The 26,312-nt window shown below is 67.5% G+C and carries 28 protein-coding genes; 9 read left to right on the forward strand and 19 right to left on the reverse strand.

The window, feature by feature from the left end:
• From D5S18_RS34750 to D5S18_RS04940, 4 genes are all read left to right on the forward strand, one after another.
• Positions 1-219: hypothetical protein (locus tag D5S18_RS34750; protein WP_203236590.1), on the forward strand; the 219-nt coding region annotated here is incomplete at its 5' end.
• Positions 220-325: 106 nt separating this feature from the next.
• Positions 326-1,270: a MerR family transcriptional regulator gene (locus tag D5S18_RS04930; RefSeq protein ID WP_120038485.1), complete on the forward strand. Its 945-nt coding sequence runs from the start codon at positions 326-328 to the stop codon at positions 1,268-1,270.
• A 90-nt stretch (positions 1,271-1,360) separates the two neighbouring features.
• Positions 1,361-1,690, forward strand: a complete 330-nt coding sequence (locus D5S18_RS04935) for a PadR family transcriptional regulator (RefSeq protein WP_120038487.1) — start codon at positions 1,361-1,363, stop codon at positions 1,688-1,690.
• A gap of 2 nt (positions 1,691-1,692) precedes the next feature.
• A complete protein-coding gene (locus tag D5S18_RS04940; protein ID WP_120038489.1) occupies positions 1,693-2,058 on the forward strand; it encodes a DUF1048 domain-containing protein in 366 nt (121 codons plus the stop codon).
• A gap of 3 nt (positions 2,059-2,061) precedes the next feature.
• Here the strand turns inward: D5S18_RS04940 and D5S18_RS04945 are convergent, their stop codons facing one another.
• Entirely contained in the window at positions 2,062-2,634 is a 573-nt protein-coding gene (locus tag D5S18_RS04945) for a TetR/AcrR family transcriptional regulator (protein ID WP_239003547.1), read from the reverse strand.
• A 95-nt stretch (positions 2,635-2,729) separates the two neighbouring features.
• On the opposite strand from D5S18_RS04945, the gene D5S18_RS04950 reads away from it, so the two are divergent.
• From D5S18_RS04950 to D5S18_RS04970, 5 genes are all read left to right on the forward strand, one after another.
• Positions 2,730-3,644, forward strand: a complete 915-nt coding sequence (locus D5S18_RS04950; protein WP_239003548.1) for a zinc-binding dehydrogenase — start codon at positions 2,730-2,732, stop codon at positions 3,642-3,644.
• Positions 3,645-3,681: 37 nt separating this feature from the next.
• Positions 3,682-4,488, forward strand: a complete 807-nt coding sequence (locus D5S18_RS04955) for a class I SAM-dependent methyltransferase (RefSeq protein WP_120038491.1) — start codon at positions 3,682-3,684, stop codon at positions 4,486-4,488.
• Positions 4,489-4,608: 120 nt separating this feature from the next.
• On the forward strand, positions 4,609-5,184 hold the full coding sequence (locus tag D5S18_RS04960; RefSeq protein ID WP_120038493.1) for a hypothetical protein: 576 nt from the start codon (positions 4,609-4,611) through the stop codon (positions 5,182-5,184).
• Between the two features lie 137 nt (positions 5,185-5,321).
• Positions 5,322-6,224 carry an aminoglycoside phosphotransferase family protein gene (locus D5S18_RS04965; RefSeq protein WP_162500968.1) on the forward strand — a complete coding sequence of 301 codons (903 nt, stop codon included), beginning with the start codon at positions 5,322-5,324 and terminating at the stop codon, positions 6,222-6,224.
• Entirely contained in the window at positions 6,221-6,415 is a 195-nt protein-coding gene (locus tag D5S18_RS04970; RefSeq protein WP_203236591.1) for a hypothetical protein, read from the forward strand. Before D5S18_RS04965 ends, D5S18_RS04970 begins: the two co-directional genes overlap by 4 nt.
• Positions 6,416-6,455: 40 nt before the next feature.
• Here D5S18_RS04970 and D5S18_RS04975 read toward each other — a convergent pair whose 3' ends face one another.
• From D5S18_RS04975 to D5S18_RS05060, 18 genes are all read right to left on the reverse strand, one after another.
• Positions 6,456-6,743, reverse strand: a complete 288-nt coding sequence (locus D5S18_RS04975; RefSeq protein ID WP_120038495.1) for a hypothetical protein — start codon at positions 6,741-6,743, stop codon at positions 6,456-6,458.
• A gap of 9 nt (positions 6,744-6,752) precedes the next feature.
• Entirely contained in the window at positions 6,753-7,283 is a 531-nt protein-coding gene (locus D5S18_RS04980; RefSeq protein WP_158607799.1) for an LpqN/LpqT family lipoprotein, read from the reverse strand.
• Complete coding sequence (locus D5S18_RS04985) at positions 7,280-8,578, reverse strand: Rv0964c family protein (RefSeq protein ID WP_120038497.1); 1,299 nt, start codon at positions 8,576-8,578, stop codon at positions 7,280-7,282. The genes D5S18_RS04980 and D5S18_RS04985 overlap by 4 nt, the downstream gene beginning before the upstream one ends.
• Positions 8,575-8,892 (reverse strand): WXG100 family type VII secretion target, encoded by a 318-nt coding sequence (locus D5S18_RS04990; protein WP_158607800.1) that lies wholly within the window; start codon positions 8,890-8,892, stop codon positions 8,575-8,577. Before D5S18_RS04990 ends, D5S18_RS04985 begins: the two co-directional genes overlap by 4 nt.
• A 170-nt stretch (positions 8,893-9,062) precedes the next feature.
• On the reverse strand, positions 9,063-9,848 hold the full coding sequence (locus tag D5S18_RS04995; RefSeq protein ID WP_239003549.1) for a peptidoglycan recognition protein family protein: 786 nt from the start codon (positions 9,846-9,848) through the stop codon (positions 9,063-9,065).
• A 173-nt stretch (positions 9,849-10,021) separates the two neighbouring features.
• Positions 10,022-10,903, reverse strand: coding sequence for a hypothetical protein (locus tag D5S18_RS05000; protein WP_120038503.1), 882 nt, complete (start codon positions 10,901-10,903; stop codon positions 10,022-10,024).
• A 162-nt stretch (positions 10,904-11,065) separates the two neighbouring features.
• Positions 11,066-12,670, reverse strand: a complete 1,605-nt coding sequence (gene nuoN / locus D5S18_RS05005) for an NADH-quinone oxidoreductase subunit NuoN (protein WP_120038505.1) — start codon at positions 12,668-12,670, stop codon at positions 11,066-11,068.
• Positions 12,667-14,268 (reverse strand): NADH-quinone oxidoreductase subunit M, encoded by a 1,602-nt coding sequence (locus D5S18_RS05010; protein WP_203236592.1) that lies wholly within the window; start codon positions 14,266-14,268, stop codon positions 12,667-12,669. The genes nuoN and D5S18_RS05010 overlap by 4 nt, the downstream gene beginning before the upstream one ends.
• Entirely contained in the window at positions 14,265-16,151 is a 1,887-nt protein-coding gene (nuoL, locus tag D5S18_RS05015; RefSeq protein WP_120038507.1) for an NADH-quinone oxidoreductase subunit L, read from the reverse strand. Before nuoL ends, D5S18_RS05010 begins: the two co-directional genes overlap by 4 nt.
• Position 16,152: 1 nt before the next feature.
• The gene (nuoK, locus tag D5S18_RS05020; protein WP_120038509.1) at positions 16,153-16,452 is read right to left on the reverse strand and encodes an NADH-quinone oxidoreductase subunit NuoK; all 300 of its coding nucleotides are present in this window, start codon (positions 16,450-16,452) and stop codon (positions 16,153-16,155) included.
• Complete coding sequence (locus D5S18_RS05025) at positions 16,449-17,270, reverse strand: NADH-quinone oxidoreductase subunit J (protein ID WP_120038511.1); 822 nt, start codon at positions 17,268-17,270, stop codon at positions 16,449-16,451. Before D5S18_RS05025 ends, nuoK begins: the two co-directional genes overlap by 4 nt.
• Positions 17,267-19,039: an NADH-quinone oxidoreductase subunit NuoH gene (gene nuoH / locus D5S18_RS05030; RefSeq protein WP_120038513.1), complete on the reverse strand. Its 1,773-nt coding sequence runs from the start codon at positions 19,037-19,039 to the stop codon at positions 17,267-17,269. Before nuoH ends, D5S18_RS05025 begins: the two co-directional genes overlap by 4 nt.
• Positions 19,032-21,512, reverse strand: a complete 2,481-nt coding sequence (locus tag D5S18_RS05035; RefSeq protein ID WP_120038515.1) for an NADH-quinone oxidoreductase subunit G — start codon at positions 21,510-21,512, stop codon at positions 19,032-19,034. Before D5S18_RS05035 ends, nuoH begins: the two co-directional genes overlap by 8 nt.
• Positions 21,509-22,834: an NADH-quinone oxidoreductase subunit NuoF gene (nuoF, locus tag D5S18_RS05040; RefSeq protein ID WP_120038517.1), complete on the reverse strand. Its 1,326-nt coding sequence runs from the start codon at positions 22,832-22,834 to the stop codon at positions 21,509-21,511. The genes D5S18_RS05035 and nuoF overlap by 4 nt, the downstream gene beginning before the upstream one ends.
• Positions 22,831-23,550 carry an NADH-quinone oxidoreductase subunit NuoE gene (gene nuoE, locus D5S18_RS05045; protein WP_120038519.1) on the reverse strand — a complete coding sequence of 240 codons (720 nt, stop codon included), beginning with the start codon at positions 23,548-23,550 and terminating at the stop codon, positions 22,831-22,833. The genes nuoF and nuoE overlap by 4 nt, the downstream gene beginning before the upstream one ends.
• Positions 23,547-24,890 (reverse strand): NADH-quinone oxidoreductase subunit D, encoded by a 1,344-nt coding sequence (locus D5S18_RS05050; protein ID WP_203236593.1) that lies wholly within the window; start codon positions 24,888-24,890, stop codon positions 23,547-23,549. The genes nuoE and D5S18_RS05050 overlap by 4 nt, the downstream gene beginning before the upstream one ends.
• Positions 24,891-24,964: 74 nt before the next feature.
• The gene (locus tag D5S18_RS05055) at positions 24,965-25,723 is read right to left on the reverse strand and encodes an NADH-quinone oxidoreductase subunit C (RefSeq protein WP_120038520.1); all 759 of its coding nucleotides are present in this window, start codon (positions 25,721-25,723) and stop codon (positions 24,965-24,967) included.
• Positions 25,720-26,274, reverse strand: a complete 555-nt coding sequence (locus D5S18_RS05060; protein ID WP_120038522.1) for a NuoB/complex I 20 kDa subunit family protein — start codon at positions 26,272-26,274, stop codon at positions 25,720-25,722. The genes D5S18_RS05055 and D5S18_RS05060 overlap by 4 nt, the downstream gene beginning before the upstream one ends.
• Positions 26,275-26,312 lie beyond the last annotated feature (38 nt).

A 26,312-nucleotide genomic window follows, 5' to 3' on the forward strand; every position in this document is an offset into this window, starting at 1 on the left:
GGCATCATCGCCGGGACCGTCGTCGACCTCGCCGGACAGATCGGCCGGGCTGTCCTGGCCGTGCCCCTACCTGCCCGCCGGGCCCGCGCCTGCCCCCGCGTCGTCAAACGCGCCATCTCCAAGCACCCCGCCAAAGTCGGCATCGACCGCAACAGCTACCGCATCACGATCCACATCGAAGTCCTCAACCAAGGCTTGACGACACCGGCCAAGACTTAACTGCGCGGCATTGCCTATAGATCCCGCTGATCCGACCTCCGCCACCCGGTCCATGCTTGACCTTGCCCCCGAGGGCAAGGTTTACGGTCGGGAGCGAGGAGACCGCATGCAGATTTCCGAGTTGGCCCACAGGACGGGCGCGTCGACCAAGGCCGTGCGCTACTACGAGCACCTGGGCTTGATCGCGCCGTCGCGGCTGAGCAATGGGTATCGCGACTATTCGGCCGATGATGTGCGGATCGTCGCGGAGATCCGCGCGCTGGCGGCGGTGGGTATCACCCCGGCGCGGGCGGCGCCGTTCGTCGAATGTCTGCGCGACGGTCATCGGCACAGCGACGAATGCCCGACCTCGCTGGTGGCCTATCGCGATGCCATCGCGGTGCTCGACGAGATGGTCGACGCGCTGAGGCTGCGGCGGCGGATCCTCGCGACGCGGCTGGAGCGGGCCGCGTCGCGCACCTTCGACAAGGAGAGACCAATCATGAGCGAATTCACGGCGCTGCCCGCCGGTCTGCCGATACCCGTCGATGACGGCGCGGCGGATCATCTTCCGGGCCTGCCGATTCCGGATCTCGTCTTGCCGACCACCGGCGGGCAGGTTCGGCTGCGGGAGCTGCCGCAGGGGCGCACCATTCTCTACCTGTATCCGCTCACCGGCAGGCCCGGCGTCGATATCCCCGAAGGGTGGGACGCGATTCCCGGTGCGCGCGGATGCACCACCGAGGCATGCGATTTCCGCGACCACTACGCACAGCTGCGGGCCGCGGGTGCGCGGGAGGTGTGGGGACTGTCCGGTCAGGATGTCGAGTATCAAGCCGAATTCGTCGCGCGCCTCAATCTTCCGTTTCGGATGCTCTCCGACGAGAATTTCGCGCTCGGTGCGGCATTGCACCTGCCGACCTTCGCCGCCGCGGGCCATCCGCGTTTGTACACCCGGATCACCCTCGTGGTGCGGGACGGTCGGATCGAGCATGTCTTCTATCCGATCTTCCCGCCGAATACGCACGCCCAGCAGGTGCTCGACTGGTTGGCAGCCAATCCGATGGACTGACCGGACTATTCGGTGTTGCTAAGTACCGGTATTCAGCGTTACTATGTACTAGTAGTCAGCGTCGCCGAGTAGCCCGAAGGGGTGCGTTCCATGAGCAAGCAGATGACCGAGATGCTCAAGGGAACGTTGGAGGGCATCGTCATCGCGATCCTGTCGCGCAGTCCCGCACACGGTTACGAGATCACGACGTGGCTGCGCGATCAGGGTTTCGCCGATATCGCCGAGGGCACCGTCTACGCGCTCCTGGTCCGGATCGAACAGCGCGGCCTGGTCGATGTGCGGAAAGTCCCGTCGGAGAAGGGACCACCGCGCAAGGTGTACTCCCTCAACACGCGAGGGCAGGAATATCTCGAAGAATTCTGGAGGACGTGGAGCTTCCTCACAGACCGGCTCGAACAGCTCCACGAAGGAGGCAGATAACCATGTCGGATGCGGGAAACGGCGGCTTCATCGCCAAGGTGGTCGGCCCCAAACTGCGGTGGCGCAAGTACAAGGCGCGGGTGGAACGGCTTCCGTCGAACTATCGCGAGGCAGTCGAGGCGATCGAGCGATACACCATGCACTTCGTGCCGATCGACACCGACCGCGAGGTAGCGAAATACGAGGACCTGGTCGACCTGTTCGAACAGGCCGCGGCCGACGGGACTCCGATCCGCCAGATAGTCGGCGCGGATCCGGTGGAGTTCGTGGAGACCTTCGTCAAGAACTACACGGAGGGCGGCTTCGTCCCCGCCCGTGCCCGCAAACAGTTGATCGAGGCGATCGCGCGGGCCGGATCCCGTGGGTGAGGTTCAGTTCGGTGCCCGCTCTAGCAGTGCGGTGGCCATTCGCTGAACGGAACGGGTGAAATGTCGGGGGTCTTCGGGGGAGGTCGTGTGGCGGATCAGGTCGCCATCGAAGACGGCCAGGATGGCGTGCGCGAGGAAGTCGGCGTCGAGATCAGGGCGTTCGTCGGCGAATAGGGCGCGGAGGTGGCGGTGCCAGGCCTGGTAGCTGGGGTCGCGGTATTTGTCCTCGGCGCAGGCTTGGTCGTGTGCGGAGAGCAGTACCGCATTGCCTTCGGCGATGGCACCCAATCGCTCGAGGAAGGCGCTGAGTCTTTCCCGAGCGGGCGCGCCCGCCCCGAGGGGTGGCGGGCCATTCGTGATCGCTTCGCGCAACTCGCGCGACCTTTCCGCCAAGAGCGCCTGGAGGAGTCCGGCGCGATTGCCGAAGCGGCGGAATACGGTGCCTTTGCCGACGCCGGCGCGGGCGGCGACACGATCGAGCGATACATGCTCCCCGCCGCCTTCGGCCAGTAGCTGTTCGGCCGCGTCCAGGACCGCGCGACGGTTGCGGATCGCGTCGGCGCGCTGTTCGGTCAAGTCGACACTCCCATAGAGGCGGACTGTTGGTCCGGATATGCTAGCATCCGCTATCCGGACTATCAGTCCGGATAAATCTACGGAGGAAGTCACCGATGGAAATGCGCGCGCTCATTGTCGATCCCGATGCGCCCGGTTCGCTGCGACTCGGGATGGTCGCCGAACCGGATCCGGCACCCGATCAGTTGCTGCTCGACGTACGACATATCTCGCTCAACCGGGGCGAAGTGGCCTTCGCGGGTCTCCGTCCGGCCGGAACCGTGCACGGCTACGACGCCTCGGGTGTCGTCCTGCGCGCGGCGGCGGACGGCAGCGGACCCGCCGCCGGAACCAAGGTCGCCGCATTCGGCGCAGGTGCGTGGGCGCAGCGCATGGCCGTGGACACCTTCTCGGTGGCCGAGGTCCCGGCCGGAGTCGACCTCGCCGACGCGGCGGCCCTGCCCATGGCAGGAATCAGCGCGCTGCGCACGCTGCGTTCCCGCGACATCCTGGGGCGGCGGGTATTGATCACGGGTGCGGCAGGCGGCGTCGGGCGGTACGCGATCCAGTTGGCGGCCCTGGGCGGCGCCCATGTCATCGCCTCGGTGGGATCGGCGCCCCGCAAGGCGGGATTGGCGGAATTGGGTGCGCACCAAGTGATGGTCGGCCTGGAAGATATCGATCGGCCTGTCGATCTCATCCTCGATACCGTCGGCGGGTCGCAATTGACCGCCGCCTGGCAACTTCTCGCGCCGGGCGGCGATGTGCAGTCCATCGGCTGGGCATCCGACGAGCCCGCGGTGTTCGCTGCGCACTCACTGTTCTCCCTCGGGCCGTCCAAGACGATCAGTACCTTCGGCGACGTCCGCGCGGTCGGTCCCGACCTGGCAACTCTGCTGGAATTCGTTGCCGCCGGTAGGCTTTCGCCGGAGGTGGGCTGGCGCGGTTCCCTGGAGCAGATCGCCGTCGCGACGAAGGCGCTGCTGGACCGGAGTATCGCGGGCAAGGCGGTCTTGGACATAGCCGACTGACCGAAAGGCGCGGCTCGACATGGACAGCGGTGAGCAAATGGACGAGAAGAACCGGCTCGGTTCATCATTCGGCACCGCGGCGGCCGTATACGCCGAACACCGTCCGGACTACGCAGAGTTGGCGGTGCGGTGGGCGCTCGAACACGCACCCGGACCGCGAGTTCTCGACCTCGGGGCGGGCACCGGCAAGCTGACGGCCACGCTGTGCGCGTCGGGCGCGGAAGTCGTTGCGGTCGAACCCGATTCGGAGATGCTGACCGAACTGCGCCGCGCACTGCCGGATGTTCGCGCGCTGCGGGGGAGTGCCGAGGAGATCCCGTTGCCGGACGGGTCGGTCGATGCCGTGGTGGCGGGCAATGCCATGCACTGGTTCGATATGAACCGCGCCGGACCGGAGATCGCCCGAGTCCTCGCACCCGCGGGTGTCCTCGCCGGACTGTGGAATGTCGTGGACGATCGAGTCGACTGGGTCGTCGATCTCGCGAGAATCGGTGGCAGCGCGGTCATCGGGCCGCGCGATACCCCCGCCAGTTGGCGCGCGGAGACGGCCGACATCTATCGGCCCGAATCCGGTGCGGCCCAATTCGACTCGCTCGAGCAGGCCCAGTTCCCGCACGGGCAGCAGCGCACTGCCGACTCCCTCGTCGCCACGCTCGCCACGCGGGCGGGAATGCTCGTCATGCCGGAACCGCAGCAGCAGGCCACGCTGGGCCGCATCCGCGCCTTCCTCACGAGCCGCGCCGAGACCGCGCATGGCGAGTTCACCCTCCCGATGCTGACCTGCGTCTCGCGGGTTCGACGAATCGCCGAAGTGCGGCGCCTCCCACCACCGACGGTTCGCTAGGGTCGGACGCATGGAGTGGAGTTTTCTTACGGCAGAGCAGCTTTCGGCCACTCCGCGCGCGGGCGAAGCGACCCCGGATGATCAGATCGAGGCGGCGATCAACGCGATCCGGGCGCCGAAATGACCGACCGGAGCCGACGGCTGGTCCTGCGGGACGGCGTCGACGAATCCGCCGTGGCGGAACTGGCCGCACTGCTCGGCTGGCCGCTGCGCGCCGACATCCCCGCGGACCGGCAGGAGTGGACGCCACGCCAGGTCGCTTGGTACGTCGGCCCGGCCATCGCCCTCACCTACGTCGAGGATCTACTCTCCGGGTTCCCCTATGTGATGATCACCGGTTCGGATGAGAAGGTCCTGAGCGCCACCGTGGAGCTCGCGGAACAGAAGCTGAACACCTGGCGACTCGCCGAGCTCATCGGCGACGTCGACCCCGAAGCGGATCCGGCGACCTACGCCGAATCGGTGCTGCGCCTGGGGATGGGAGCGCCGGTGGAATTCGATGAGGAATTCTTCGGAACCCTGCGCCGGGCACTGCGCAGCGGCGCGGCGGACGTCCGGCAGAGCGCGGTGTGGGCGATCACGTACGAGCCGTGGCCCGCCTATGCGACGTTGTTGGAGGAATTCCTGGACAACGAGCCCGACCAGGCGATAGCCGACCTCGCCCTGAACGTACTCGAGGAGCTGGCCGCGATGTGAAGGGTCCGGCGTCGGCAATTCGAGAGGTGTTCCAGCACAACGTAGTTCGACAAGGATGCACCGAAATGTCGCTGCGGCGACAGTCGTCGCGAAAAAGCCCGTGCCCGAATTTCGGTGCGTAGCTAGCATCTACCGGCGTGGTCGACATTGAGATACCCGCGGGATTGATCGAGTCGCAGTACACCTACGCGGGTTCGGTCGGTCGCGCTTTCATCGCGGCACTGCCCGCACTGGTGGACGAACTGCTGCGGCGGTGGGAACTGCGGGTCGACGGTCCCTCGATGCACGGTATGGCCGCGCTCGTGCTGCCGGTGGTTCGGCCCGACGGCAGGCCCGCCGCGATCAAGTTCCAGATCCTGGACGAGGAGACCGAAGGAGAACCGGAGGCGCTGCGACTGTGGGCCGGTCACGGCGCCGCGCGCCTGCTCGATTACGACGACCGGACCGGGACGCTGCTGCTCGAACGCCTCGACCCGCGCCGGATGCTGTCGACGATATGCGATCAGGGGGGCGCGCAAACGCGGCAGGCGGTGCTCGTCATCGCCGAACTCCTCGCCCGACTGACCGCCGTCCCCGCACCCACGGGAATGCGCCGCCTCGGTGATATCGCCGCGCGGATGCTGACCGATCTCCCCGCGGCGCTCGCCGCGATCGACGACCCGGACGAGCGCGCACTGCTCGACCACTGCGGCGGCGCGGTCGGCGAAGTCATCGCCGAACCCGGTGCGCGACTACTGCATTGGGACCTGCACTTCGAGAACGTCGTGGCGGGCGACCGCGAACCCTGGCTCGCCATCGACCCGAAACCACTCGCCGGTGATCCCGGATTCGATCTTCTTCCGGCCATCGACAACAGATTCGACCCCGACGACGTGCTCTGGCGCTTCGACGCGATGACCGAGATCCTGCAACTCGATCGGCAGCGAGCCAAGGCATGGACCCTGGGACGGGTATTGCAGAACTCCCTCTGGGAGATCCAGGACGGACGACCTCTGGTGCCGCACCACCTCGAGGTGGCACGGCAGTTGAAGGCGCGGTGAACCGACACTACCGGCGGGCCGCCCTGGTCAGCAGGCCGTCGATGGCGAGGTGGAATATCTGGAACGGCCTCGACGACAACAACGATCGCGCGGCGACCGTGATCACCGCATTCCTCGACGACGAACCCGCACCACTGCCCAACTATCCGACCGCGAAGGACATCCCGACCTTCCTGAGTCGACACGAGTAGTCGACTCTCGCGGCGCAGGCCGAGCGAAAGTCGCTTCCCGCTAGTGGAATTCACCCTTCGGCAGGCGGTCGCGCGCGGTATCGGGCCACCCCGCCTCGCTGATATCCAGCGTCCAACCCGCGGGCGGCGTCGTGAAATCCATCCACCGATCATTGCCGAGGTACAGCGACCACAACTCCTCGTCCGGGAAGTTGCCGAGTCGGACATGCAATGTCTGAGTGGGGGTTTCGCCGATCATCCAGAACTTCTCGTCCGGATCCTCACGGAAGACGACCGTCGCGGCGAGCGCCTGCTCCAGATCGGCCACGGTATCGGAACGCTTGACCATCGGTACCTCTCAGTCCTCGAGCGTCGCGTGGTACACAACTCTGTCCAGCAAGGTACCGTAACGTGGTGCGTCGGCGGCCGTACCGGTCACCTGGAGCAGATACCCGACATTCCCACGCTGATACACCGCGTATCTGGTCGCGGTGTAGAGCGTGCGAGCATTGTCCGAGTAGGTGCCCGACTGGAAGGTCCAGCCCGAATGCCGGTTCGCCGCAGGCATTCTGGTGGCCCGCTCCTCGCGCCAGGTGGGCAGTCGCCGCGATTCGGTGAACGCGTGGTCCAGGACAGCGCCGAGCTCGGCATCCAGGATGACCCTGGTGCAGACGACGACGATATTGGTGCCGAAACCCGGTTGCGGCCGTTCGGGTTTCCTGGCGAACACGTGCAGATAACCCGCCTGTCGGGCGTCGAGTTCGACCCAGGTGTCCGCATCGAGATCGAGGGATACCCGGCCCGGCAGTGTCGCGGAGTCGGTCACCCGGTACACACTGTCCGCGAGATCGGACAGGGCCGCGTAGATGGTCGGGGCGCGATCGCTCAATCGAACCACCCGCCGATCCAATCGCCCAACGAGCCGCCCACGAACGCGCCGACGGTGCCACCGACCACGCCGCCGACCACCACGCCGACCGGGCCGGCGAACGCTCCGGCCGCCCCACCGTACTCCGCGCCGGCTATCATGCCGCCGACCGTGCCGACTCCACCGACGACAGCTTGCGGCACGGATTTGTTTCCGGCTTGGACCTGCTCGTAGTTGTCCCAGGCCACGAATCCGGCGGCGAGCGGAATTGCCGCTCGCCCAGCGAATTTCAATGCCTTGGAACCGAAGTTCCCGCCCTCGGACGCCACGGACTCGCTGACACCGGGTCTGCTCCTGACCTCGTTCGGATCGGGCAATTTCGGATTCTCCGGATCCACCCCCAGCGACTGGTTGACACTGGTGCGACTCTTCGTCGAGGAATCGAAGAGGTCCTGGACGGCCTGTTCGCGGGTGAGTCCCTTGCGATTCATCTTGTCCCGGATCAGATCCTCGTACTCCCAGTTCGGATCGCTCTGGTTCAGCGCGGCCGCCCCGGTGCGGTTGGCCATCAAATCCCTTGCCTTGGACCGGACTTCGTTGCGCATTTCGAAGACCATCCTGGCCTTCTCGTCCATCGTCAGATTCGGATCGTTGAGGATCGTGTCCTTCAGCGCCGCGATTCGCTTCTCCGCCTCCACATACCAGTTTCGGGCCTCCTCGTCGGTCAGCGAGTGATCCGGATACTCGGGCAGCCCCAGCGATCCCATACCGTACAACGCCGCCCACACCGGCGGATGATTCTGTTTGTTCAGGTCATCGGGGTTGATTTCGCCGTCGGCGCCTTTGATCGCGGTGGCGAGATCGTGATCGATCTTCTCCGCGTTGATCAGCAGTTGGTTGACCTCGAGTTGCAGCACCGACCGCCGCGCCTCGATCTGGTTGAGCCTGTCCTGCGTGTAGGGACCCTGAACAGTTCGCGTGACCTGGCCGTCGTCGCCGATGCCGAGACCACCCTTGGCCGCCTGGTCCCGTAGGCCGCCGAGTTTCGTTTTGATGGTGGCCACCTCATCGGCGGCGGTCTTGGCCGCCGCGGCGACGGCCGAGACGTGGTTGCCGTGATCGTCGAAGTCCTTGCGGGTCTTGCCGATCGCACTCTTCGCCGCATCGGCCGCCTGACCATCCCAGGTCTGGAAGGTTTCCAGGCTACCCAGATCGGTGGCGCGCTGATCGCAGTGGTCGGCGTGATCGGCGCACACCTGGAAGACCTTCTCGATATCGGCGACATTCCAGCGATCGATATCGGAGATGGTGATCATATCTTCAGATGGGTTCGACCGGATCGCGTGATGTTCTCGCCGGAACCGTGATCGACGTCGTGGTATTCCCCACTTCCCGCGGCGATATCCGCCGAGTGATCATCGAGGCGGCCGGTCAACCGCGACGCCGAACCGCGCATCTTCGCCAGCGCGGTGTGCAGGGCGGCCTGTGAATTGCCCACCCATCCCGATGCGGCCGAAGAGATCTCGGCATGACCCGCTTCGAAGACCTGTGTACTGTCGCCGTGCCAATCGGCCAACTGACGCGCGGATACCTGCATATCGGTGAAGTTCGCCGATAGCTCGTCTGCCATGACATACCCTCGTGTACCTGCCAGAGTCCGTGCCGCAGACCCCATTCGGCGGCATCGGAACATTCACAGCATAGGACAGAAGGTGTTGCGCCACTTGGGTTATATGGCGGTCCGGCGACAGGACAAGCGGGTGCAGGGGATCGCTCGCCCCCGCACCCGAGTACGCCGACTCAGCCGAGATCCGACAGCTTGCGCAGCAGGGGCAGGGCCTCGTGCAGGCGGTTTCCGGGGCATTCGGTGGGCCCCGCGATCGCCGACCAATCGCGGTGACCGCTGATCGCGGGCATGGTCGCGGTGACGCCGTTGTCCGGGTTGACGTAGTTGACCTGGGAGGATGGGTCCAGTTTCAATCCGGAGCACAACCGGGCCAGGACGATGTCGAGGCTGTGCAGGGCGGCCTTGCTGGGCAGATGGTTGGTGAAATCGCCGATCACGCAGATGCCGATATTGCCGGTGTTCGCGCGATATACATGTCCGGCGGTGACGATTCGGGCACCGGGCTTCAGCGTGGATCCCGGTTCGAAGATGGGCGAGTCGTCGACGGGCTTGTCGGCGGTGCCGGTGCTGCGGCCCGCGTAGATCACGCCATTGGGGTCGATCACCAGGTGGTAGCCGATATCGCCCCAGCCCTGCCCGACCGGGGCCGGAAGCGTGTGGTAGCGGTAGATTTCGCGGACCGCGTCGCGATAGTCGGGGTACTCGGTGCCGTTCGGAATGAACGTGTGGTGCACGGTGATCAGCTGCGCGGGTGAGAATTCCGGTGCGCCCCAGGTCATCTGGGATTCATCGACGCCCAACCCGGATCGGGTCACCACCGGGAACCCCCAGGCGTAGGAGGTTTTGACCGGTTCACGGAAGGGCGGGTTCGGTGGCGGCCCGAACGGACCGTCCGCACCGCCCGCCGCGATGATCTCCTGCGCACCCGACCGATCAGCGAGGTCTCTGTTCAGAGTCATGCCCCAATAGTCGGCCATATCGCGCAATTCGTTAGCATTCGGCCAGGTTACAATTCAGCAACGCAGGATCGAAAGGGGCGTCAGCGCAACATATTTCGATACAGTGATTCCGAAACGCCCTGTGGCGGTAGCAATTTCGCTGTTCGCGAGATCACACCGGGTGGGTCGCCCGTTCAGGTGGCAGCGGCCGCCGGAGCGGAAGGGGTCGCGGGCGAATCGGATTCCGTGACGGCGCTGTCGAGGACGGGTGGCACAACATCTGCGGTCGAAGCGGCGTCATCGCGTTGCGCGGCGATCTCCGACTGCCGCACCAGGAATGCGATGGCCAGCGCCGCCAACCCGACGGCGATACCGATGGTGAGCAGCCCGGTCAGATTGACCACCAACATATTGTCGGTGGTATTGAGCGAGGTCTGCACCGGCCACCCTGCCGCGGCATTGGTGATGGCATGGCTGCACGGCAGGATCAGCGGGGTGACGAGCTTGCGCCAGCCGCGCAGCCGAGGCCACATGTAGCTGACGACGGCGGCGGCCAGCAGCGAGGTCACCGAGTTGATGGCCTGGAACCACAGGGGCAGTCCGGCGATCTCGAACGGCTGCGGCCCGTAGTAGGCGTAGATGCCCGCGGCGATGGCGGGCAGTTCCATCGCCAGGTTGAGGCCGATGAATATGCCGTAGAGCCGCCACAATTGGCCGCGGGTGACGCCGATGCGGATCCGGTAGATCAGGTAGGCGACCTGTCCGCCGATGAACCACAGGTAGCAGGGAAGGATGAACCAGGGCATGGGTCGGTCGAAGGTGGTGAACATGACCCACATGCCCTTCGTGGCGAACCACACGAAGGATCCGCGGTCGGTGATCGGCTCGATCAGGCAGGTCAGCGCGCCACCGACGAATATCGCGGCGAGCAGCGGCAAATCCTTGGGCAGCCAGCGGCGCACACCCAGCCACAGCGCGATGACGACGGGTATCACCTGGATGAAGGTCATGATCGGCTGCCAGGACGCGCTCATCACCATATCGACCGGTGGGGACGGCGGAATATAGGCGCTCATCGGCCAACTCCTCGCGGTTGTGCAAACCTGGCCGGCGGCACCGTAATTGGTCAGCCGTTCCGATTCGGAATTCTAAGAACGGTGCCGTACCAGGATTTCCCAACCGCGAGAACACAGCGCCGCCGTGCCCGGATGTCCGGGCACGGCGGCGAAAGATCCTGTTCAGTGCGCGAAAGTCGCCGCCCTGGTGGCCAAATCGAGCAGCGGCTGCGGGAAGACGCCGAGCACCAGGGTCGCCGCGGCGGTAACCGCGACCAAGGTGCCCGTCATGATCGGCGATACCACCGTCGGCGCGTCGGCGGGCGGATCGGTGAAGAACATCAGCACGATCACCCGAATGTAGAAGAAGGCGGCCACGGCGCTGCTGATCACGCCGACGATGACCAGCGGCACCGCCCCGCCCGCCGAGGCCGCCGCGAATACCGCGAACTTGCTGACGAATCCGCTCGTCAGCGGCAGTCCGGCGAAGGAGAGCAGGAACAGCGCGAAAACCGTTGCCAGCCAGGGGGAGCGGCGTCCAAGCCCGGCCCACTGCGACAGCGCCGTCGCCTCCTCGCCCGAGGCGTCGCGCACCAGGGTGACCACCGCGAATGCGCCCAGGGTGCCCAGCCCGTAGGCGAGTAGATAGAACAGGACTGCCGCGACACCTTTCGTATTGCCCGCCACCAAGCCGGTGAACAGGAATCCGGCATGCGCGATGGAGGAGTAGGCCAGCATCCGCTTGACATCGGTCTGGGTGATGGCCATGACCGCGCCGCCCACCATCGTCGCGATGGCGACCGCCGCGAGCACCGGCCGCCAATCCTGGCGCAGACCCGGCGCGGCCACCTGGAGGACCCGCAGCATCGCGCCGACGGCCGCGATCTTGGTGGCCGCCGCCATGAATCCGGTGACCGAGGTGGGCGCGCCCTGATACACATCGGGCACCCACGACTGGAACGGCACCGCGCCGATCTTGAACAGCAGCCCCACCGCGAGCATGCCGAGCCCGAGCAGCGCCAAAGTGGTGTTCTCCGGAAGCTTTTCGATGGATTCGGAGATCCCGCCCAGCCGGACCGTGGCGGCCTGCCCGTAGAGCAGGGCGACGCCGTAGAGGAAGAAGGCGGAGGAGAAGGCGCCGAGCAGAAAGTATTTCAGCGCCGACTCCTGCGACAGCAGCCGCTTGCGGCGGGCCAGCCCGCACAGCAGATACAGCGGCAGCGACAGCACTTCCAACGCCACGAACATGGTCAGCAGGTCGTTGGACGCCGGGAACAGCAGCAGTCCGCCGATGGCGAGCAGCGTGAGCGGGAAGACCTCGGTGGTCGCCAAACCCGCTCGCACGGCGGCGATCTCGTCGGCGCTGCCCGGCACCGCCGAGGCCTGCGGGGTGAAGGCGTCCACCCCGCGCGCGGCGGCCAGGCTCCAGGTGCCGGGACCCGAGCGCGGCACGGGCACGCGGTCCGCGCGCCGCTCGGCGAGGAAGAAGACCGCGAGCACCGACACCACCAGGATCACGCCCTGCAGGAACAGCGTCACCCCGTCGACGGCGACCGCGCCGCCCATGGCCGTTGCGGAGGTGCCCGCCAGCGCGATCACCGCGACCAGCGCCGCCACCAAGCCCGCGACGCTCAGCGACACCTGGATTCCGTAGCGCGGCCGCCGGGGCGCGAACGCCTCCACCAGCACCGCCACCACACCGGTGCCGAAGACGATCAGCATCGGGGAGAGCAATCCGTACTCGATACTCGGCGCGGGCACGGTGGCCGCGAGAACCGCTGCGCTCATTTGGTGGCACCTCCCGCATCGACCCGCGCCGGTGTGCCCGGCGCCGGATCGTGCTCTCCGATGGTGGTGAGGGTGTGCGCGACAGCCGGATTCACGAAGTCCAGCACCGGTTTCGGATACACACCGAGGAACAGCAGTGCGACGATGAGCGGCGCGACCACGGCCAATTCGCGCGGAACCAGGTCGTAGAGGCGCTCATTGCCCTCCTTGACCGGGCCGGTCATCATCCGCTGGTACATCCACAGCACGTATAGCGCCGCCAGCACGAGCGCACTGGTCGCGATCACCGCCGCGAGGCCGTAGCGGGTGAAGGTGCCGACGAGCACCAGGAATTCGCTGACGAACGGCGCGAGCCCCGGCAGCGACAGGGTGGCCAGACCGGCGATGAAGAACGCGCCCGCCATGACCGGTGCGACCTTCTGCACGCCGCCGAAATCGGCGATGAGCCTGGTGCCTCGGCGCGAGACCAGGAATCCGGCCACCAGGAACAGTGCCGCGGTGGAGATCCCGTGGTTGACCATGTACAGCGTCGCGCCCGCCTGCCCCTGACTGGTCATGGCGAAGATGCCGAGGATGATGAAGCCGAAGTGGGAGATCGAGGTGTAGGCGATCAGCCGCATCACATCGGTCTGCCCGATGGCCAGGATCGCGCCGTAGACGATGCCGACCAAGGCGAGCGTGACCACCAGCGGGGCATAGGTTTTCGACGCGTCCGGGAACAGCATCAGGCAGTAGCGCAGCATGCCGAAGGTGCCGACCTTGTCCACCACCGCCATCATCAGCACCGCGCTCGACGGGGTGGCCGCGACGGCCGCGTCGGGCAGCCAGGTGTGCAGCGGCCACAGCGGGGCCTTCACCGCGAAGGCGAACATGAATCCGAGGAACAGGGCGTTGAGCACGCCGGGCGTCGCGCCCAGGTGCCCGGAGTTGGCGGCCGCGACCACGGTGCGGAAGTCGAAACTGCCACTCGCCCCGCCGATCCCGTCGCGCACGGTGATCACATAGATCCCGATCACCGCCGCCAGCATGATCAATCCGCCGAACAGGTTGTAGAGCAGGAATTTCACCGCAGCCCGCGACCGCTGCCCGCGCTGCCTGCCCGCGCCGAATCCGCCGATGAGGAAGTACATCGGGACCAGCATGGCCTCGAAGAACACGTAGAACAGCAGGATGTCCAACGCGACGAAGGAGATCAGGACCATCGCCTCGACCAGCAGGGTCAGTGCGACATAGGTGTGCACCACCCGCCCCTCGGGCGCCGCGCCGCTGATCTCCCGGTCGTCGTGCCAGCCCGCCAGGATGAGCAGCGGCACCAGCGCGACGGTGAGCAGCACCAGCACCAGCGCGATCCCGTCCAGCCCCAGGGTGTAGCCCGCGCCGAAAGCCGGTATCCAGGTGTGGGATTCGACGAACTGGTAGGGCGCGCCGCCCGGGTCGAAGCGCACCGCGAGCACCACCGCGAACGCGAGCACCGCCACGGCGACGCCGAGGCCCAGGACGCGGGCCGTGGTGCGGCGGCGCGCGGGCAGTGCGAGCACCACCGCCGCGCCGAGGACGGGCGCGAGCCACAGTGTGGTCAGCCAGGGATATGCAGTCACCAGATCCTCACCGCCAGCAGGGCAGCGGCCAGCAGGGCCGCGCCGGTGAACATGGACAGGGCGTAGGTCCGCACGAAGCCCGACTGCACCCGCCGGACCCGTGCGGAGAGTCCGCCGATGAGGGCGGCGGTGCCATTGACGATGCCGTCGATCCCTCGGGTGTCGAGCAAGACCAGCGAGCGGGTGACCTCGCGGCCCGGTCGCATGAAGGCGGCCTCGTTGATCGCGTCGCCGTAGAGGTCGTTGCGGGCGGCGACGGTGAGCGCGGAGACGACCTGCGGTGCGGTGTCCGGGATTTCGCGCTGCGCGTACTGCCAGTAGGCGCTCGCCACGCCGATCGCCACGGCCACCAGGGCCAGTGCGGTGACCACACCGGCGGGCACCGCCTCGGCGCCGTGATGTGCGCCGACCACCGGTTCCAGCCAGTTCTGCAGTGCGGAGCCCCACACGAACAGCGCGCCCGAGGCCACCGACCCGACCGCGAGCAGGATCATCGGACCCGTCATCACCGCGGGCGACTCGTGCGGATCTGTGCCCTCGCGCCAACGCTTCTCGCCGAAGAAGGTGAGCAGCATGACCCTGGTCATGTAGAAGGCGGTGAGCGCCGCGCCGAGCAGTGCCGCGAGTCCGAGGGCGATGCCATTGAATCCGCCCGCGCCGAACGCGGCCTCGATGATCTTGTCCTTGGAGAAGAATCCGGCGAACGGCGGCACCCCGATGATCGCCAGGTAGCCGAGCCCGAAGGTGACGTAGGTGATCGGCAGCAGTTTCCGCAATCCGCCGTAGCGGCGCATATCCGTCTCCTCGCCCATGGCGTGCATGACCGAACCCGCGCCGAGGAACAGGCCCGCCTTGAAGAAGCCGTGGGTGAGCAGGTGCATGATGGCCACCGCGTAGCCTGCGGGGCCGAGTCCGGCGGCCAGGATCATGTAGCCGATCTGGCTCATGGTGGAGGCGGCCAACGCCTTCTTGATGTCGTCCTTGGCGCAGCCGACGATCGCGCCGAACAGCAGCGTCACCGCGCCCACCAGCAGCACTCCGAGCCGCGCGCCCGGCGCGAGATCGAAGATCGGGTTGGAGCGCGCGATCAGGTAGACGCCCGCGGTGACCATGGTGGCCGCGTGGATGAGCGCCGACACCGGGGTGGGACCCTCCATGGCGTCGCCGAGCCAGGATTGCAGCGGCACCTGCGCCGATTTGCCGCAGGCCGCGAGCAGCAGCAGCAAACCGATCGCGGTGAGCACACCTTCGCTCGCCTGCGGTGTCGCCCCGAAGACGCCGTGGAAGTCGACGGAGCCGAAGGTCGCGAACATGACCATCATGGCGATGGCCAGACCCATATCGCCGACCCGGTTGACCACGAACGCCTTCTTGGCGGCGGTGGCGGCGCTCGGCTTGTGGAACCAGAACCCGATGAGCAGGTAGGAGGCCAGGCCGACACCTTCCCAACCGAGGTAGAGCACCAGATAGTTGTTGGCCAGGACCAGCAGCAGCATGGCGGCCAGGAACAGGTTGAGGTAGGCGAAGAAGCGCCGCCGCGCCGGGTCGTGGCTCATGTAGCCGATGGAGTAGATGTGGATCAGCGAGCCGACACCCGTGATCAACAGCGCGAAACACATGGACAGCTGGTCCAATTGGAGCGCGAAGTCCACCCGCAGCCCGCCCACCGGCACCCAGTGGAACAGGTCGGTGGAGATGGCGCGCGCGGCGTCGGCGCGGCCGAGCATGGCGAAGAAGGACCAGGCGGCGACGCCGAAGGCGGCCAGCGCGGTCAGGCAGCCGAGGAAGTGGCCCCACGCGTCGGCGAAACGTCCTGTCAGCAGCAGGATCACGGCCCCGGCCAGCGGCAGGGCGGGCAGCAGCCACAGCGATGCGGTTTCCATCTCAGAACCGCAGCAGGTTGGCGTCGTCGACCGAGGTCGAGCGGCGGGCGCGGAAGATGGTCATGATGATGGCCAGTCCGACGACGACCTCCGCCGCCGCGACCACCATGGTGAAGAAGGCGTACACCTGTCCGTCCAGGTTGGCGTGCAGTCGGGCGAAGGTGACGAAGGCCAGGTTCACCGCGTTGAGCATCAGCTCGATGCACATGAACACGACGATCGCGTTGCGCCGCAACAGCACTCCGGCCGCGCCGATGGTGAACAGCAGGGCCGACAGGAACAGGTAATTCTGGGGGTTCACCGGGAGCCTTCCTCATCGCTGTCGTGGGTGGGCGCGCTGGGCGCGCGGCCGACGGAGATGACCGCCGCCTCGGTGAGCGCCCTGGTGCGGCGATGCCGCAGGATGGTGCTGACCGAGAGTTGCTCGAATGATCCGTCGGGCAGGCGGGCGGGGATGTCGACCGCGTTGTGCCTGGCGTACACGCCGGGGGTGGGCAGCGGGGTGGGTCGGCCCGCGGCGGTGCGGAAGCGTTGCCGCGACAGTTCCCGCTGGCCCAGTCGCGGGCCGAGATGTTCGCGGTGGGCGAGCACCATGGCCCCGATGGTGGCGGTGATGAGCAGCGCCCCGGTGAGTTCGAAGGCCCACACGTAGCGCACGAAGATCAGTTCGGCCAGTGCGCCGATCACGTCGCGATCACCGAAACCCGTTGCCGGGTAGCGGATGTTCGAGTGCGCGATGCCGTTGCCGATCCCGCTGATCAACAGCAGCCCGAAGCCGACCCCGACCGCGGCGGCGGCGACCCGCTGCCCGCGCAGCGTCTCCCGCAGCGATTCGGCCGAATCGACGCCGACGAGCATGAGGACGAACAGGAACAGCATCATGACCGCGCCGGTGTAGACGACGATCTGCACCACGCCGAGGAACAGCGCGTCCTGGGCGATGTAGAACACGGCCAGCGCGATCATGGTCGCGGCCAGGCACAGCGCCGAATGCACCGCCTTGGTCGCGGCTATCATGCCGAGCGCGCCGAGCACCGCCAGCGGCGCCAGCACCCAGAACAGCACCGATTCGCCGGTCGAGGTGGCGGTGAGTGGTGCGGCGGCCAGTAGGGCGTTCATCGCGCGGCTCCTTCCAGTCCGGCTTGCTCGCTCTGGTCGGGGCCGACCATGCCGAGGTAGTAGTCCGCCTCGGTGGTTCCGGGCTGCATGGCGTGGGGTGGGGCCTGCATACCCGGTGCGAGCGGGGCGAGCAGCCGGTCCTTCTCGTAGATGAGGTCGGCGCGGTTGTCGTCGGCGAGTTCGTATTCGTTGGTCATCGTCAACGCGCGGGTGGGGCAGGCTTCGATGCACAGGCCGCAGCCGATGCAGCGCAGATAGTTGATCTGGTAGACCCGCCCGTAGCGCTCGCCCGGTGAGAACCGTTCGGCCTCGGTGTTGTCCGCGCCCTCGACGAAGATGGCGTCGGCCGGGCAGGCCCACGCGCACAGTTCGCAGCCGATGCACTTCTCCAACCCGTCGGGATGCCGATTGAGTTGGTGGCGGCCGTGATAGCGCGGCGCCGTCGGCACCTTCTGCTCCGGATAGAACTCGGTATTGGGCTTCTTGAACATGGTGGCCGCCGTGACCGCGAAACCCGCCAGCGGGTCGAGCAGGCCGGGGCCGGCCATCTCGTGCTCCGGCCGGGCGGGCAGCGGTGGCGTCGGGAATCCCAGGAACACGGTCGAATCCGCGACCGGTTCCTCGGGCAGCGGTGGGAGGCCCGGATGACGGCCGGCACGGAGGAACATCCCCACCATGGCACCGGTGATGAGCAGTCCGCCCGCGACCAGCGCCGGTGTCTCCACATGGTGGTAGCCCTCGGCCTCGACGACCCGCGCCGCGGCCACCAGCATGACCCACAGCAGCGAGGTCGGAATCAGCAGCTTCCAACCGAGATTCATGAACTGGTCGTAGCGCAGCCGGGGCAGGGTGCCGCGCAGCCAGATGAACACGAACAGGAACGTCCACACCTTGGCGGTGAACCAGAGCACCGGCCACCAGCCCGAATTCGCGCCCGCCCACAGGTTGAGCGGGAACGGCGCGTGCCAGCCGCCGAGGAACAGCGTGGTCGCCAGCGCCGAGACCGTCGCCATATTCACGTATTCCGCCAGCATGAACATGGCGAACTTGAGCGAGGAGTACTCGGTGTGGAAACCGCCGACCAGTTCGCCCTCGGCCTCGGGCAGGTCGAACGGCGCCCGGTTGGTCTCGCCGACCATCGAGACGCAGTAGATGGCGAAGGAGGGCAGCAGCAGGAAGACGAACCAGGTGCCGTTCTGGGCGTTCACGATTCCCGAGGTGGCCATGGTGCCCGCGTGCAGGAATACCGCCGCGAAGCACAGCGCCATCGCGATCTCATAGGAGATGACCTGCGCGGTGGAACGCAAGCCGCCCAGCAGCGGATAGGTCGAACCCGATGCCCACCCGGCCAGCACGATCCCGTACACACCCACCGAGGTGATGGCCAGGATGTAGAGCACGGCCACCGGCAGATCGGTGAGCTGCAGCATGGTGCGCTGCCCGAAGACCGACACCTCCGGCCCGAACGGGATGACCGCGAAGGCCATGAATGCCGGAATCACCGAAATGATCGGGGCCAGAATGTAGATCGGCTTGTCGACGATGGCGGGGACGATGTCCTCCTTGAGCGCCATCTTCACCCCGTCGGCGAGGCTCTGCAGCGAGCCGTACGGGCCGACCCGGTTGGGGCCGATGCGCATCTGCATGCGCGCCACGATCTTTCGCTCGGCCACCACCGCCACCAGCGGGGTGAGCAGCAGGAACACGAAGACGGCCAGCGATTTGGCGATGACCAGCCACAGCGGGTCGTGACCGAAGAGCTCACTCATGGCGGTGCTCCTTGTTCCTCTCGTCGGCGCGGTGCAGGCGCACCAGGCCGCCGGGCTGGACGGCCAGGTGCTCGCCGACCGCCGAGCCCGGCGAGTTCAGCGGCAGCCAGACCACCCGGTCGGGCAGGTCGGTGATGAGCAGCGGCAGCGTGATCGCGCCGCGTTCGGTGGCGACGGTGACCGGATCGTTGGGCGCCGCACCGATTTCCGCCGCGGTGGCCGGGGACAGGCGCACCACCGGCCTGCGGGCGATACCCGCGAGATTCGGTTCGCCGTCCTGCATGCGGCCCAGGTCGAGCAGCATGCGCCAGCCCGCCAGGATCGCGGCGCCCGCCTCCGGGGCGGCCTGCGGACCGGGCAGATGATCGGGCGTGGCTGCCGCGGGGCCGTCCCAGGCGCCGAGTTGGTCGAGTTCGGCACGGGCACTGGCGGTATCGGGCAGGCCGAGACCGACCTTCATCTCCTGCGCGATGGCATGCAGCACCCGCTGATCCGACAGCGGCGCGGCGGTGCGGCGCACGGTGGCATCGGCCAACGCGGCATCGAACGGGCGGGGCCTGCCCTCCCAGGTGCGGAAGGTGCCGGACTTCTCCATGGCCGTGGCCACCGGGAAGACCACATCGGCGCGCTCGGTGACGGCGCTATGGCGCTGTTCGAGGCTGACGACGAAGCGGGCCGCGTCGACGGCGGCCAGCGCCGCCGCCGGATCGGGCAGGTCGGCCGGATCCACACCACCGATGACCAGCGCGCCCAGCGTCGGCGCGGCCGCCAGGATGGCGGCGGTGTCGCGCCCCGCGTGCATCGGGAGGTCCGGCACATTCCACACCGAGCGAACCTGTTGGCGCGCACGGGGATCGGCGACCGGACGACCGCCGGGCAGCAGCCCTGGCATGGCCCCCGCCTCGACCGCGCCGCGCTCACCCGCCCGGCGCGGCACCCACGCCAGGGCGGCGCCGGTGGCTTCGGCCAGCCGCAGGGCCGCCGACAGCGCGCCGGGTGCGCAGGCCAGTCGCTCGCCCACCAGAATGACCGCGCCCGGCTCGCGCAGCATGCGCGCCGCGGCCTCGAACGCGGAAGGCGCTGCCGCGTCGAGGAATTCGCCGACCCGCAACGCGTCCATCGTCCGCGCCTCCGCGCCCGGCGCGGCCTGCAGCAGCGTGCCGGACATGCGCTCGAGTCCGCGCGAGGCGAACGCCGCGACGGACGACACCGCCAAGCCACGTTTGCGCGCCGCTTTCCGCAGCCGCAGGTAGAGGATCGGGCACTCCTCCTCCGGTTCGAGCCCGACCAGCAGCACGCCCGGCGCACCCTCGACCGACTCGTAGGTCACCCGGGCGGGGCGACCCGCGACGGCGGCGGCCAGGAATTCGGCCTCCTCGGCCGAATGCGCGCGATTCCGGAAGTCGATATCGTTGGTGCCCAGTGCGATTCGCGCGAATTTGGCGTAGGCGTAGGCATCCTCCTCGGTGCCGCGCCCGCCCACCAGCACACCCGCGTTGCCGAAGGCGGCGGCCAGCCCCTCGGCGGCCCGCGCCAGCGCCTCGGACCAGGAGGCGGGGGCGAGGGTGCCGTCCCAGCCGCGCACCAAGGGTGTGGTGAGGCGGTCGGGCTCGGTGGCGTAGGCGAAGGCCCAGCGGCCCTTGTCGCAGTTCCATTCCTCGTTGACCCGCGGATCGTCACCGGCCAGGCGGCGCAGCACCTTTCCGCGCCGATGATCGGTGCGCTGGGCGCAACCGGCCGCGCAGTGCTCACACACATTCGGGCTGGAGACCAGGTCGAACGGGCGGGCACGGAAGCGGTAGCTGGTGCCGGTCAGCGCGCCCACCGGGCAGATCTGCACGGTGTTGCCGGAGAAGTAGGAGTCCAGCGGCTCGGCCTGCGCGGTGCCGACCTGCTGCAGCGCACCGCGTTCCAGCAGTTCGATGAACGGGTCGCCCGCCACCTGCTGGGAGAAGCGGGTGCACCGCGCGCACAGCACGCAGCGTTCCCGATCCAGCAGGACCGCGCTCGACAGCGGAATCGGTTTGGGATAGGTGCGTTTCACGCCCTCGAAGCGGGATTCGGCGCGGCCGCTGGAGATGGCCTGGTTCTGCAGCGGGCATTCACCGCCCTTGTCGCAGACCGGGCAGTCGAGCGGGTGGTTGATCAGCAGCAGCTCCATCACCCCCTCCTGCGCCTTGTCGGCGGCGGGGGAGCTCACCTGGGTGCGCACCACCATGCCCTCGGTGACGGTCATGGTGCAGGAGGCCACCGGTTTGCGCTGCCCCGCCACCTCGACCAGGCACTGGCGGCACGCGCCGACCGGATCGAGCAGCGGATGATCGCAGAAGCGGGGGACCTGGATCCCGACCAGTTCGGCGGCGCGGATGATCAGCGTGCCCGCCGGGACGTGCACGGTGGTGTCGTCGATGGTGACGCTCACCAGGTCGGCGGGAACCAGCCCGCTGGTATCGGCATCGACTGTCGCGGTCATCGCGCCTCTCCTGCCTCGGCCCACGCGGTCGAGCGCGCGGGGTCGAACGGACAGTCGCCGAGCCGCAGATGATCCAGATACTCCGCGCGGAAGTGCTCCAGCGAGGAGAAGATCGGGCTGGCCGCGCCATCCCCCAAGGCGCAGAACGACTTTCCGTTGATGGTGTCGCTGATGTCGAGCAGCTTGTCCAGATCCGCCTCGGTGCCGTGCCCGGCCTCCAACCGCCGCAGCAACTGGACCAACCAGTAGGTGCCCTCCCGGCACGGGGTGCATTTGCCGCAGGATTCGTGGGCGTAGAACTCCGTCCAGCGCAGGACCGCGCGCACCACGCAGGTGGTGTCGTCGAAGATCTGCAAAGCCTTGGTGCCCAACATGGATCCGGCGGCGGAGACACCCTCGTAGTCGAGCGGGACATCGAGGTGTTCGGCGGTGAACAGCGGGGTGGACGATCCGCCGGGCGTCCAGAACTTCACCTCGTGGCCGCGCCGCACCCCGCCCGCCAACTCCAGCAGCTCCCGCAGGGTGATGCCGAGCGGGGCCTCGTACTGACCCGGCCGCGCCACATGGCCGGACAGCGAATACAGCGTGAAACCGGGCGATTTCGCACTGCCCATGGACCGGAACCAGCCGATGCCATTGCGAATGATGGCGGGCACGCTGGCGATCGACTCCACATTGTTGACCACGGTCGGGCAGGCGTACAGACCCGCTACCGCCGGAAACGGCGGCCGCAGTCGCGGCTGCCCCCTGCGGCCCTCCAGCGAATCGAGCAGCGCCGTCTCCTCACCGCAGATGTAAGCGCCCGCCCCCGCGTGCACCACCAGTTCCAGGTCGTAGCCGGAGCCGAGGATGTCGCTACCCAGATATCCGGCGGCGTACGCCTCGGCGACGGCGGCTTGCAGCCTGCGCAGCACCGGCACCACCTCGCCGCGCACATAGATGAACGCGTGCGCGGCGCGAATGGCGTAGGCGGCGATGATCACCCCCTCGATCAGGGTGTGCGGGGTGGCCAGCATGAGCGGAATGTCCTTGCAGGTGCCGGGTTCCGACTCGTCGGCATTGACCACCAGGTAGTGCGGTTTGGTCACGCCGTCGGGGCCGGGACCCTGCGGGATGAAGCTCCACTTCATCCCCGTGGGGAAACCCGCGCCGCCGCGGCCGCGCAGGCCCGCGTCCTTCACCGTTTGGATGACCTGATCCGGCTCCATCCGAAGCGCCCGCGCCAGCGCCTCATAGCCCGCGCGGCGCCGATAGCCCGCGAGGGTCCAGGAATCCTGGTCGTCCCAGTGCGCGCTGAGCACCGGGGTGAGCGTCGTCGTCATGCGTCCTCCGGGTCGGGGGCCGTCATCCCGCGCTCCTTGGCGATGCGCAGGCCGATCACGGTGGGCTCACCCGGCGCGCCCTCCAGCACGCCGGGACGCTCGTCCGGGAATCCGGCCAGGATGCGGGCGGTCTGTTTGAAGGTGCACAGCGGCGCACCGCGCGTCGGGGCGACCTGTTCGCCCGCGCGCAGCGAATCCGCCAGGGCCAGTGCCGATTCCGGGGTCTGGTTGTCGAAGAACTCCCAGTTCACCATGATGACCGGTGCGTAGTCGCAGGCCGCGTTGCACTCGATGTGCTCCAGGGTGATCGCACCGTCGGGTGTGGTCTCGCCGTGTCGCACACCCAGATGCCGTTGCAGCGCGGCCATGATGGCGTCCCCGCCCATGACCGCGCACAGCGTATTGGTGCACACCCCGACGTGGTAGTCGCCGGTGGGTTCGCGCCGGTACATGGAATAGAAGGTAGCCACGGCGGTGACCTCCGCGCCCGTCAGATCCAGTTGCTCGGCGCAGAATTCGATCCCGGTGCCGGTGACGCACCCCTCCTCCGCCTGCACCAGATGCAGCAGCGGCAGCAGTGCCGAACGCGGCTGCGGATAGCGGGCGATGATCTGTTTGGCGTCGAGTTCGAGCCGCTCGCGCACGAACGGCGGATACGGTTCGGGCCTGGCACTCAATGTCAGCAGGATCGGGGTGCTCATCGGCTCCTCGCTCATCGGTCGACACCGCCCATCAGCGGATCGATACTGGCGACCGAGGCGATGACATCGGCGACCATGCCGCCCTCGCACATGGCCGCCACCGCTTGCAGATTCGTGAACGAAGGGTCGCGGTAGTGCACCCGATACGGGCGGGTGCCGCCATCGCTGACCATGTGCACGCCCAGCTCCCCGCGCGGGGACTCCACCGCCACGTACACCTGGCCCGCGGGCACCCGGATGCCCTCGGTGACCAGTTTGAAGTGGTGGATCAACCCCTCCATCGACTTGCCCATGATGCGACCGATGTGGGCGGGCGAATTGCCCAGACCGTCGGGGCCGAGTTGCAGATCGGCGGGCCAGGCGATCTTCTTGTCGTCCACCATGACCGGGCCGGGACGCAACCTGTCCAGGCACTGCTCGACGATCTTGAGCGACTCCTTCATCTCCTCCACCCGGATGACGTAGCGGCCATAGGCATCGCAGCCGGTGGTGGTGGGGATGTCGAACTCGTATTGTTCGTAACCGCAATAGGGTTGGCTCTTGCGCAGGTCGTGCGGGAGGCCGGTGGCGCGCAGCACCGGACCGGTGATGCCGAGGGCCATGCATCCGGTCAGATCCAGGTAGCCGACATCCTGGGTGCGGGCCTTCCAGATCGGATTGTAGGTGAGCAGCTTCTCGAGATCGCGCAGCCGCTTGGGCAGAATGTCCAGCAGCTCACGGACTTTCGTGACACCGTCGGCGGGCAGATCCTGAATCAGGCCACCGGGGCGGATGAAGGCGTGATTCATCCGCAGGCCGGTGATGACCTCGAAGACATCGAGGATGAGTTCGCGCTCGCGGAAACCGAACAGCATCGGGGTGATCGCGCCCAACTCCATCCCGCCGGTGGCCAGGCACACCAGATGCGAGGAGATCCGGTTGAGCTCCATCAGCAGCACCCGAATGATGGTGGCGCGCTCGGGAATCGCCTCGGTGATATCGAGCAGCTTCTCCACCCCGAGGCAGTAGGCCGTCTCGTTGAAGAACGGCGCGAGGTAGTCCATGCGGGTGACGAAGGTGACGCCCTGGGTCCAGTTGCGGAATTCGAGATTCTTCTCGATCCCGGTGTGCAGGTAGCCGATACCGCAGCGGGCCTCGGTGACGGTCTCGCCCTCGATCTCCAGGATGAGCCGCAGCACGCCGTGCGTGGACGGATGCTGCGGACCCATATTGACGACGATGCGCTCCTCGCGCGCCTCGCCGAGGGCCGCGGCGACCTCGTCCCAGTCCTGGCCGACCACGGTGACCACGGTGGGCTCCGGAGGCGGGGCGCTGCGTTCGCCCGTCGCGTCCGGGCGGGTGTCGGTGTCATTCATCTGCTACACCTTCCGATCGAAACCCGGTGGCCGCGCGCGGGTTTCGCGCGCGGGCCGCATATGACGCCCACTCATCAGCTATAGGCCCTGCGCTCGTCGGGCGGCGGGATGCGCGCGCCCTTGTACTCGACCGGGATACCGCCGAGCGGGTAGTCCTTGCGCTGGGGATGTCCGCGCCAGTCGTCGGGCATGGTGATGCGGGTCAGCGAGGGGTGGCCGTCGAAGCGGAGACCGAAGAAGTCGTAGGTCTCGCGCTCGTGCCAGTCCGTGGTGGGGTACACCTCGTACAGCGAGGGAAGGTGCGGATCGGCGTCGGGCACCGACACCTCGAGCCGCAGCCGCCGATTGTGCGTGATGGACATGAGCGGATACACCGCGTGCAATTCGCGGTCCGTCTCCTCCGGGTAGTGCAGGCCGCTGACGCCCAGACACAGTTCGAAGCGCAGCGCGGCCTCGTCGCGCAGGGTGCGCGCCACGGCGGGCAACTGCTCGCGGCGCACGTGCAGGGTGAGTTCGCCCCGGAAGACCACCACCTTCTCCAGCGCGTCCTCCAGGTGAATCCCGCGCTCGGACAGGGCGTTTCGCAAGAGGGCGACCACATCGTCGAAATAGTCGCCGTAGGGCGGCGGTGTGCCGCCCGGCAGGCTGACCGGTGCGACCAACCTGCCGTAGCCGGAAGTGTCGCCCGATCCGCTCACACCGAACATGCCCCGGCGCACGCCTATCACCTCGGCCCCCTGCGCCGCGGTGTCTTCCCCCGCCGGGGTGTTCGTTCCGAGGCCGTGCGAATCGGCCTGCGGCTTCTGGTTATCCGTCTCATCGTGGGAGGTCATCGCAGCAGACCCTCCATGCGAATGGTCGGCGTCGCGGCTAGGGCGGCGGCCTCGGCGGCCCGCACGGCCTGCTCGCGATTGACCCCGAGCGGCATCTCCTGGATCTTGGCGTGCAACGTCAGGATCGCGTGCAGCAGCATCTCCGGGCGCGGCGGGCAGCCGGGCAGGTAGATATCCACCGGGACGATGTGGTCCACGCCCTGGACGATCGCGTAGTTGTTGAACATGCCGCCCGAGGAGGCACAAACACCCATGGCCAGCACCCATTTGGGCTCGGTCATCTGGTCGTAGATCTGGCGCAGCACCGGGGCCATCTTCTGGCTGACCCGTCCGGCCACGATCATCAGATCCGCCTGGCGCGGCGAGGCGCGGAACGCCTCCATACCGAAGCGCGCCAGATCGAATCGACCCGCGCCCGTGGCCATCATCTCGATCGCGCAGCAGGCCAGACCGAAGGTGGCGGGCCACAGCGAACCCTTGCGCAGGTATCCGGCGAAATCCTCCACCGTGCTCAGCAGAAAGCCACTGGGCAGTTTTTCCTCGAGACCCATATCCGACCGACACTCACTTCCACTGTGTTGCTACGGAT

Origin of the sequence: Nocardia panacis, assembly GCF_003598715.1 — a bacterium.
Classification (GTDB): domain Bacteria; phylum Actinomycetota; class Actinomycetes; order Mycobacteriales; family Mycobacteriaceae; genus Nocardia; species Nocardia panacis.

Excerpts from the sequence above, each read along its gene's own strand:
- D5S18_RS04955 (WP_120038491.1), top strand. The coding sequence starts at position 3,682 with ATGGACGAGAAGAACCGGCTCGGTTCATCATTCGGCACCGCGGCGGCC.
- D5S18_RS04935 (WP_120038487.1), top strand. The coding sequence starts at position 1,361 with ATGAGCAAGCAGATGACCGAGATGCTCAAGGGAACGTTGGAGGGCATC.
- D5S18_RS05055 (WP_120038520.1), bottom strand. The coding sequence starts at position 25,723 with ATGACCTCCCACGATGAGACGGATAACCAGAAGCCGCAGGCCGATTCG.
- D5S18_RS04960 (WP_120038493.1), top strand. The coding sequence starts at position 4,609 with ATGACCGACCGGAGCCGACGGCTGGTCCTGCGGGACGGCGTCGACGAA.
- nuoF (WP_120038517.1), bottom strand. The coding sequence starts at position 22,834 with ATGACGACGACGCTCACCCCGGTGCTCAGCGCGCACTGGGACGACCAG.
- D5S18_RS05050 (WP_203236593.1), bottom strand. The coding sequence starts at position 24,890 with ATGAATGACACCGACACCCGCCCGGACGCGACGGGCGAACGCAGCGCC.
- D5S18_RS04950 (WP_239003548.1), top strand. The coding sequence starts at position 2,730 with ATGGAAATGCGCGCGCTCATTGTCGATCCCGATGCGCCCGGTTCGCTG.
- nuoH (WP_120038513.1), bottom strand. The coding sequence starts at position 19,039 with ATGAGTGAGCTCTTCGGTCACGACCCGCTGTGGCTGGTCATCGCCAAA.
- D5S18_RS04975 (WP_120038495.1), bottom strand. The coding sequence starts at position 6,743 with ATGGTCAAGCGTTCCGATACCGTGGCCGATCTGGAGCAGGCGCTCGCC.
- nuoE (WP_120038519.1), bottom strand. The coding sequence starts at position 23,550 with ATGAGCGAGGAGCCGATGAGCACCCCGATCCTGCTGACATTGAGTGCC.
- D5S18_RS04990 (WP_158607800.1), bottom strand. The coding sequence starts at position 8,892 with ATGGCAGACGAGCTATCGGCGAACTTCACCGATATGCAGGTATCCGCG.
- nuoN (WP_120038505.1), bottom strand. The coding sequence starts at position 12,670 with ATGAGCGCAGCGGTTCTCGCGGCCACCGTGCCCGCGCCGAGTATCGAG.
- D5S18_RS04995 (WP_239003549.1), bottom strand. The coding sequence starts at position 9,848 with ATGACTCTGAACAGAGACCTCGCTGATCGGTCGGGTGCGCAGGAGATC.
- D5S18_RS04985 (WP_120038497.1), bottom strand. The coding sequence starts at position 8,578 with ATGATCACCATCTCCGATATCGATCGCTGGAATGTCGCCGATATCGAG.
- D5S18_RS05060 (WP_120038522.1), bottom strand. The coding sequence starts at position 26,274 with ATGGGTCTCGAGGAAAAACTGCCCAGTGGCTTTCTGCTGAGCACGGTG.
- D5S18_RS05000 (WP_120038503.1), bottom strand. The coding sequence starts at position 10,903 with ATGAGCGCCTATATTCCGCCGTCCCCACCGGTCGATATGGTGATGAGC.
- D5S18_RS04940 (WP_120038489.1), top strand. The coding sequence starts at position 1,693 with ATGTCGGATGCGGGAAACGGCGGCTTCATCGCCAAGGTGGTCGGCCCC.
- D5S18_RS04930 (WP_120038485.1), top strand. The coding sequence starts at position 326 with ATGCAGATTTCCGAGTTGGCCCACAGGACGGGCGCGTCGACCAAGGCC.
- nuoL (WP_120038507.1), bottom strand. The coding sequence starts at position 16,151 with ATGGAAACCGCATCGCTGTGGCTGCTGCCCGCCCTGCCGCTGGCCGGG.
- D5S18_RS05025 (WP_120038511.1), bottom strand. The coding sequence starts at position 17,270 with ATGAACGCCCTACTGGCCGCCGCACCACTCACCGCCACCTCGACCGGC.
- D5S18_RS05035 (WP_120038515.1), bottom strand. The coding sequence starts at position 21,512 with ATGACCGCGACAGTCGATGCCGATACCAGCGGGCTGGTTCCCGCCGAC.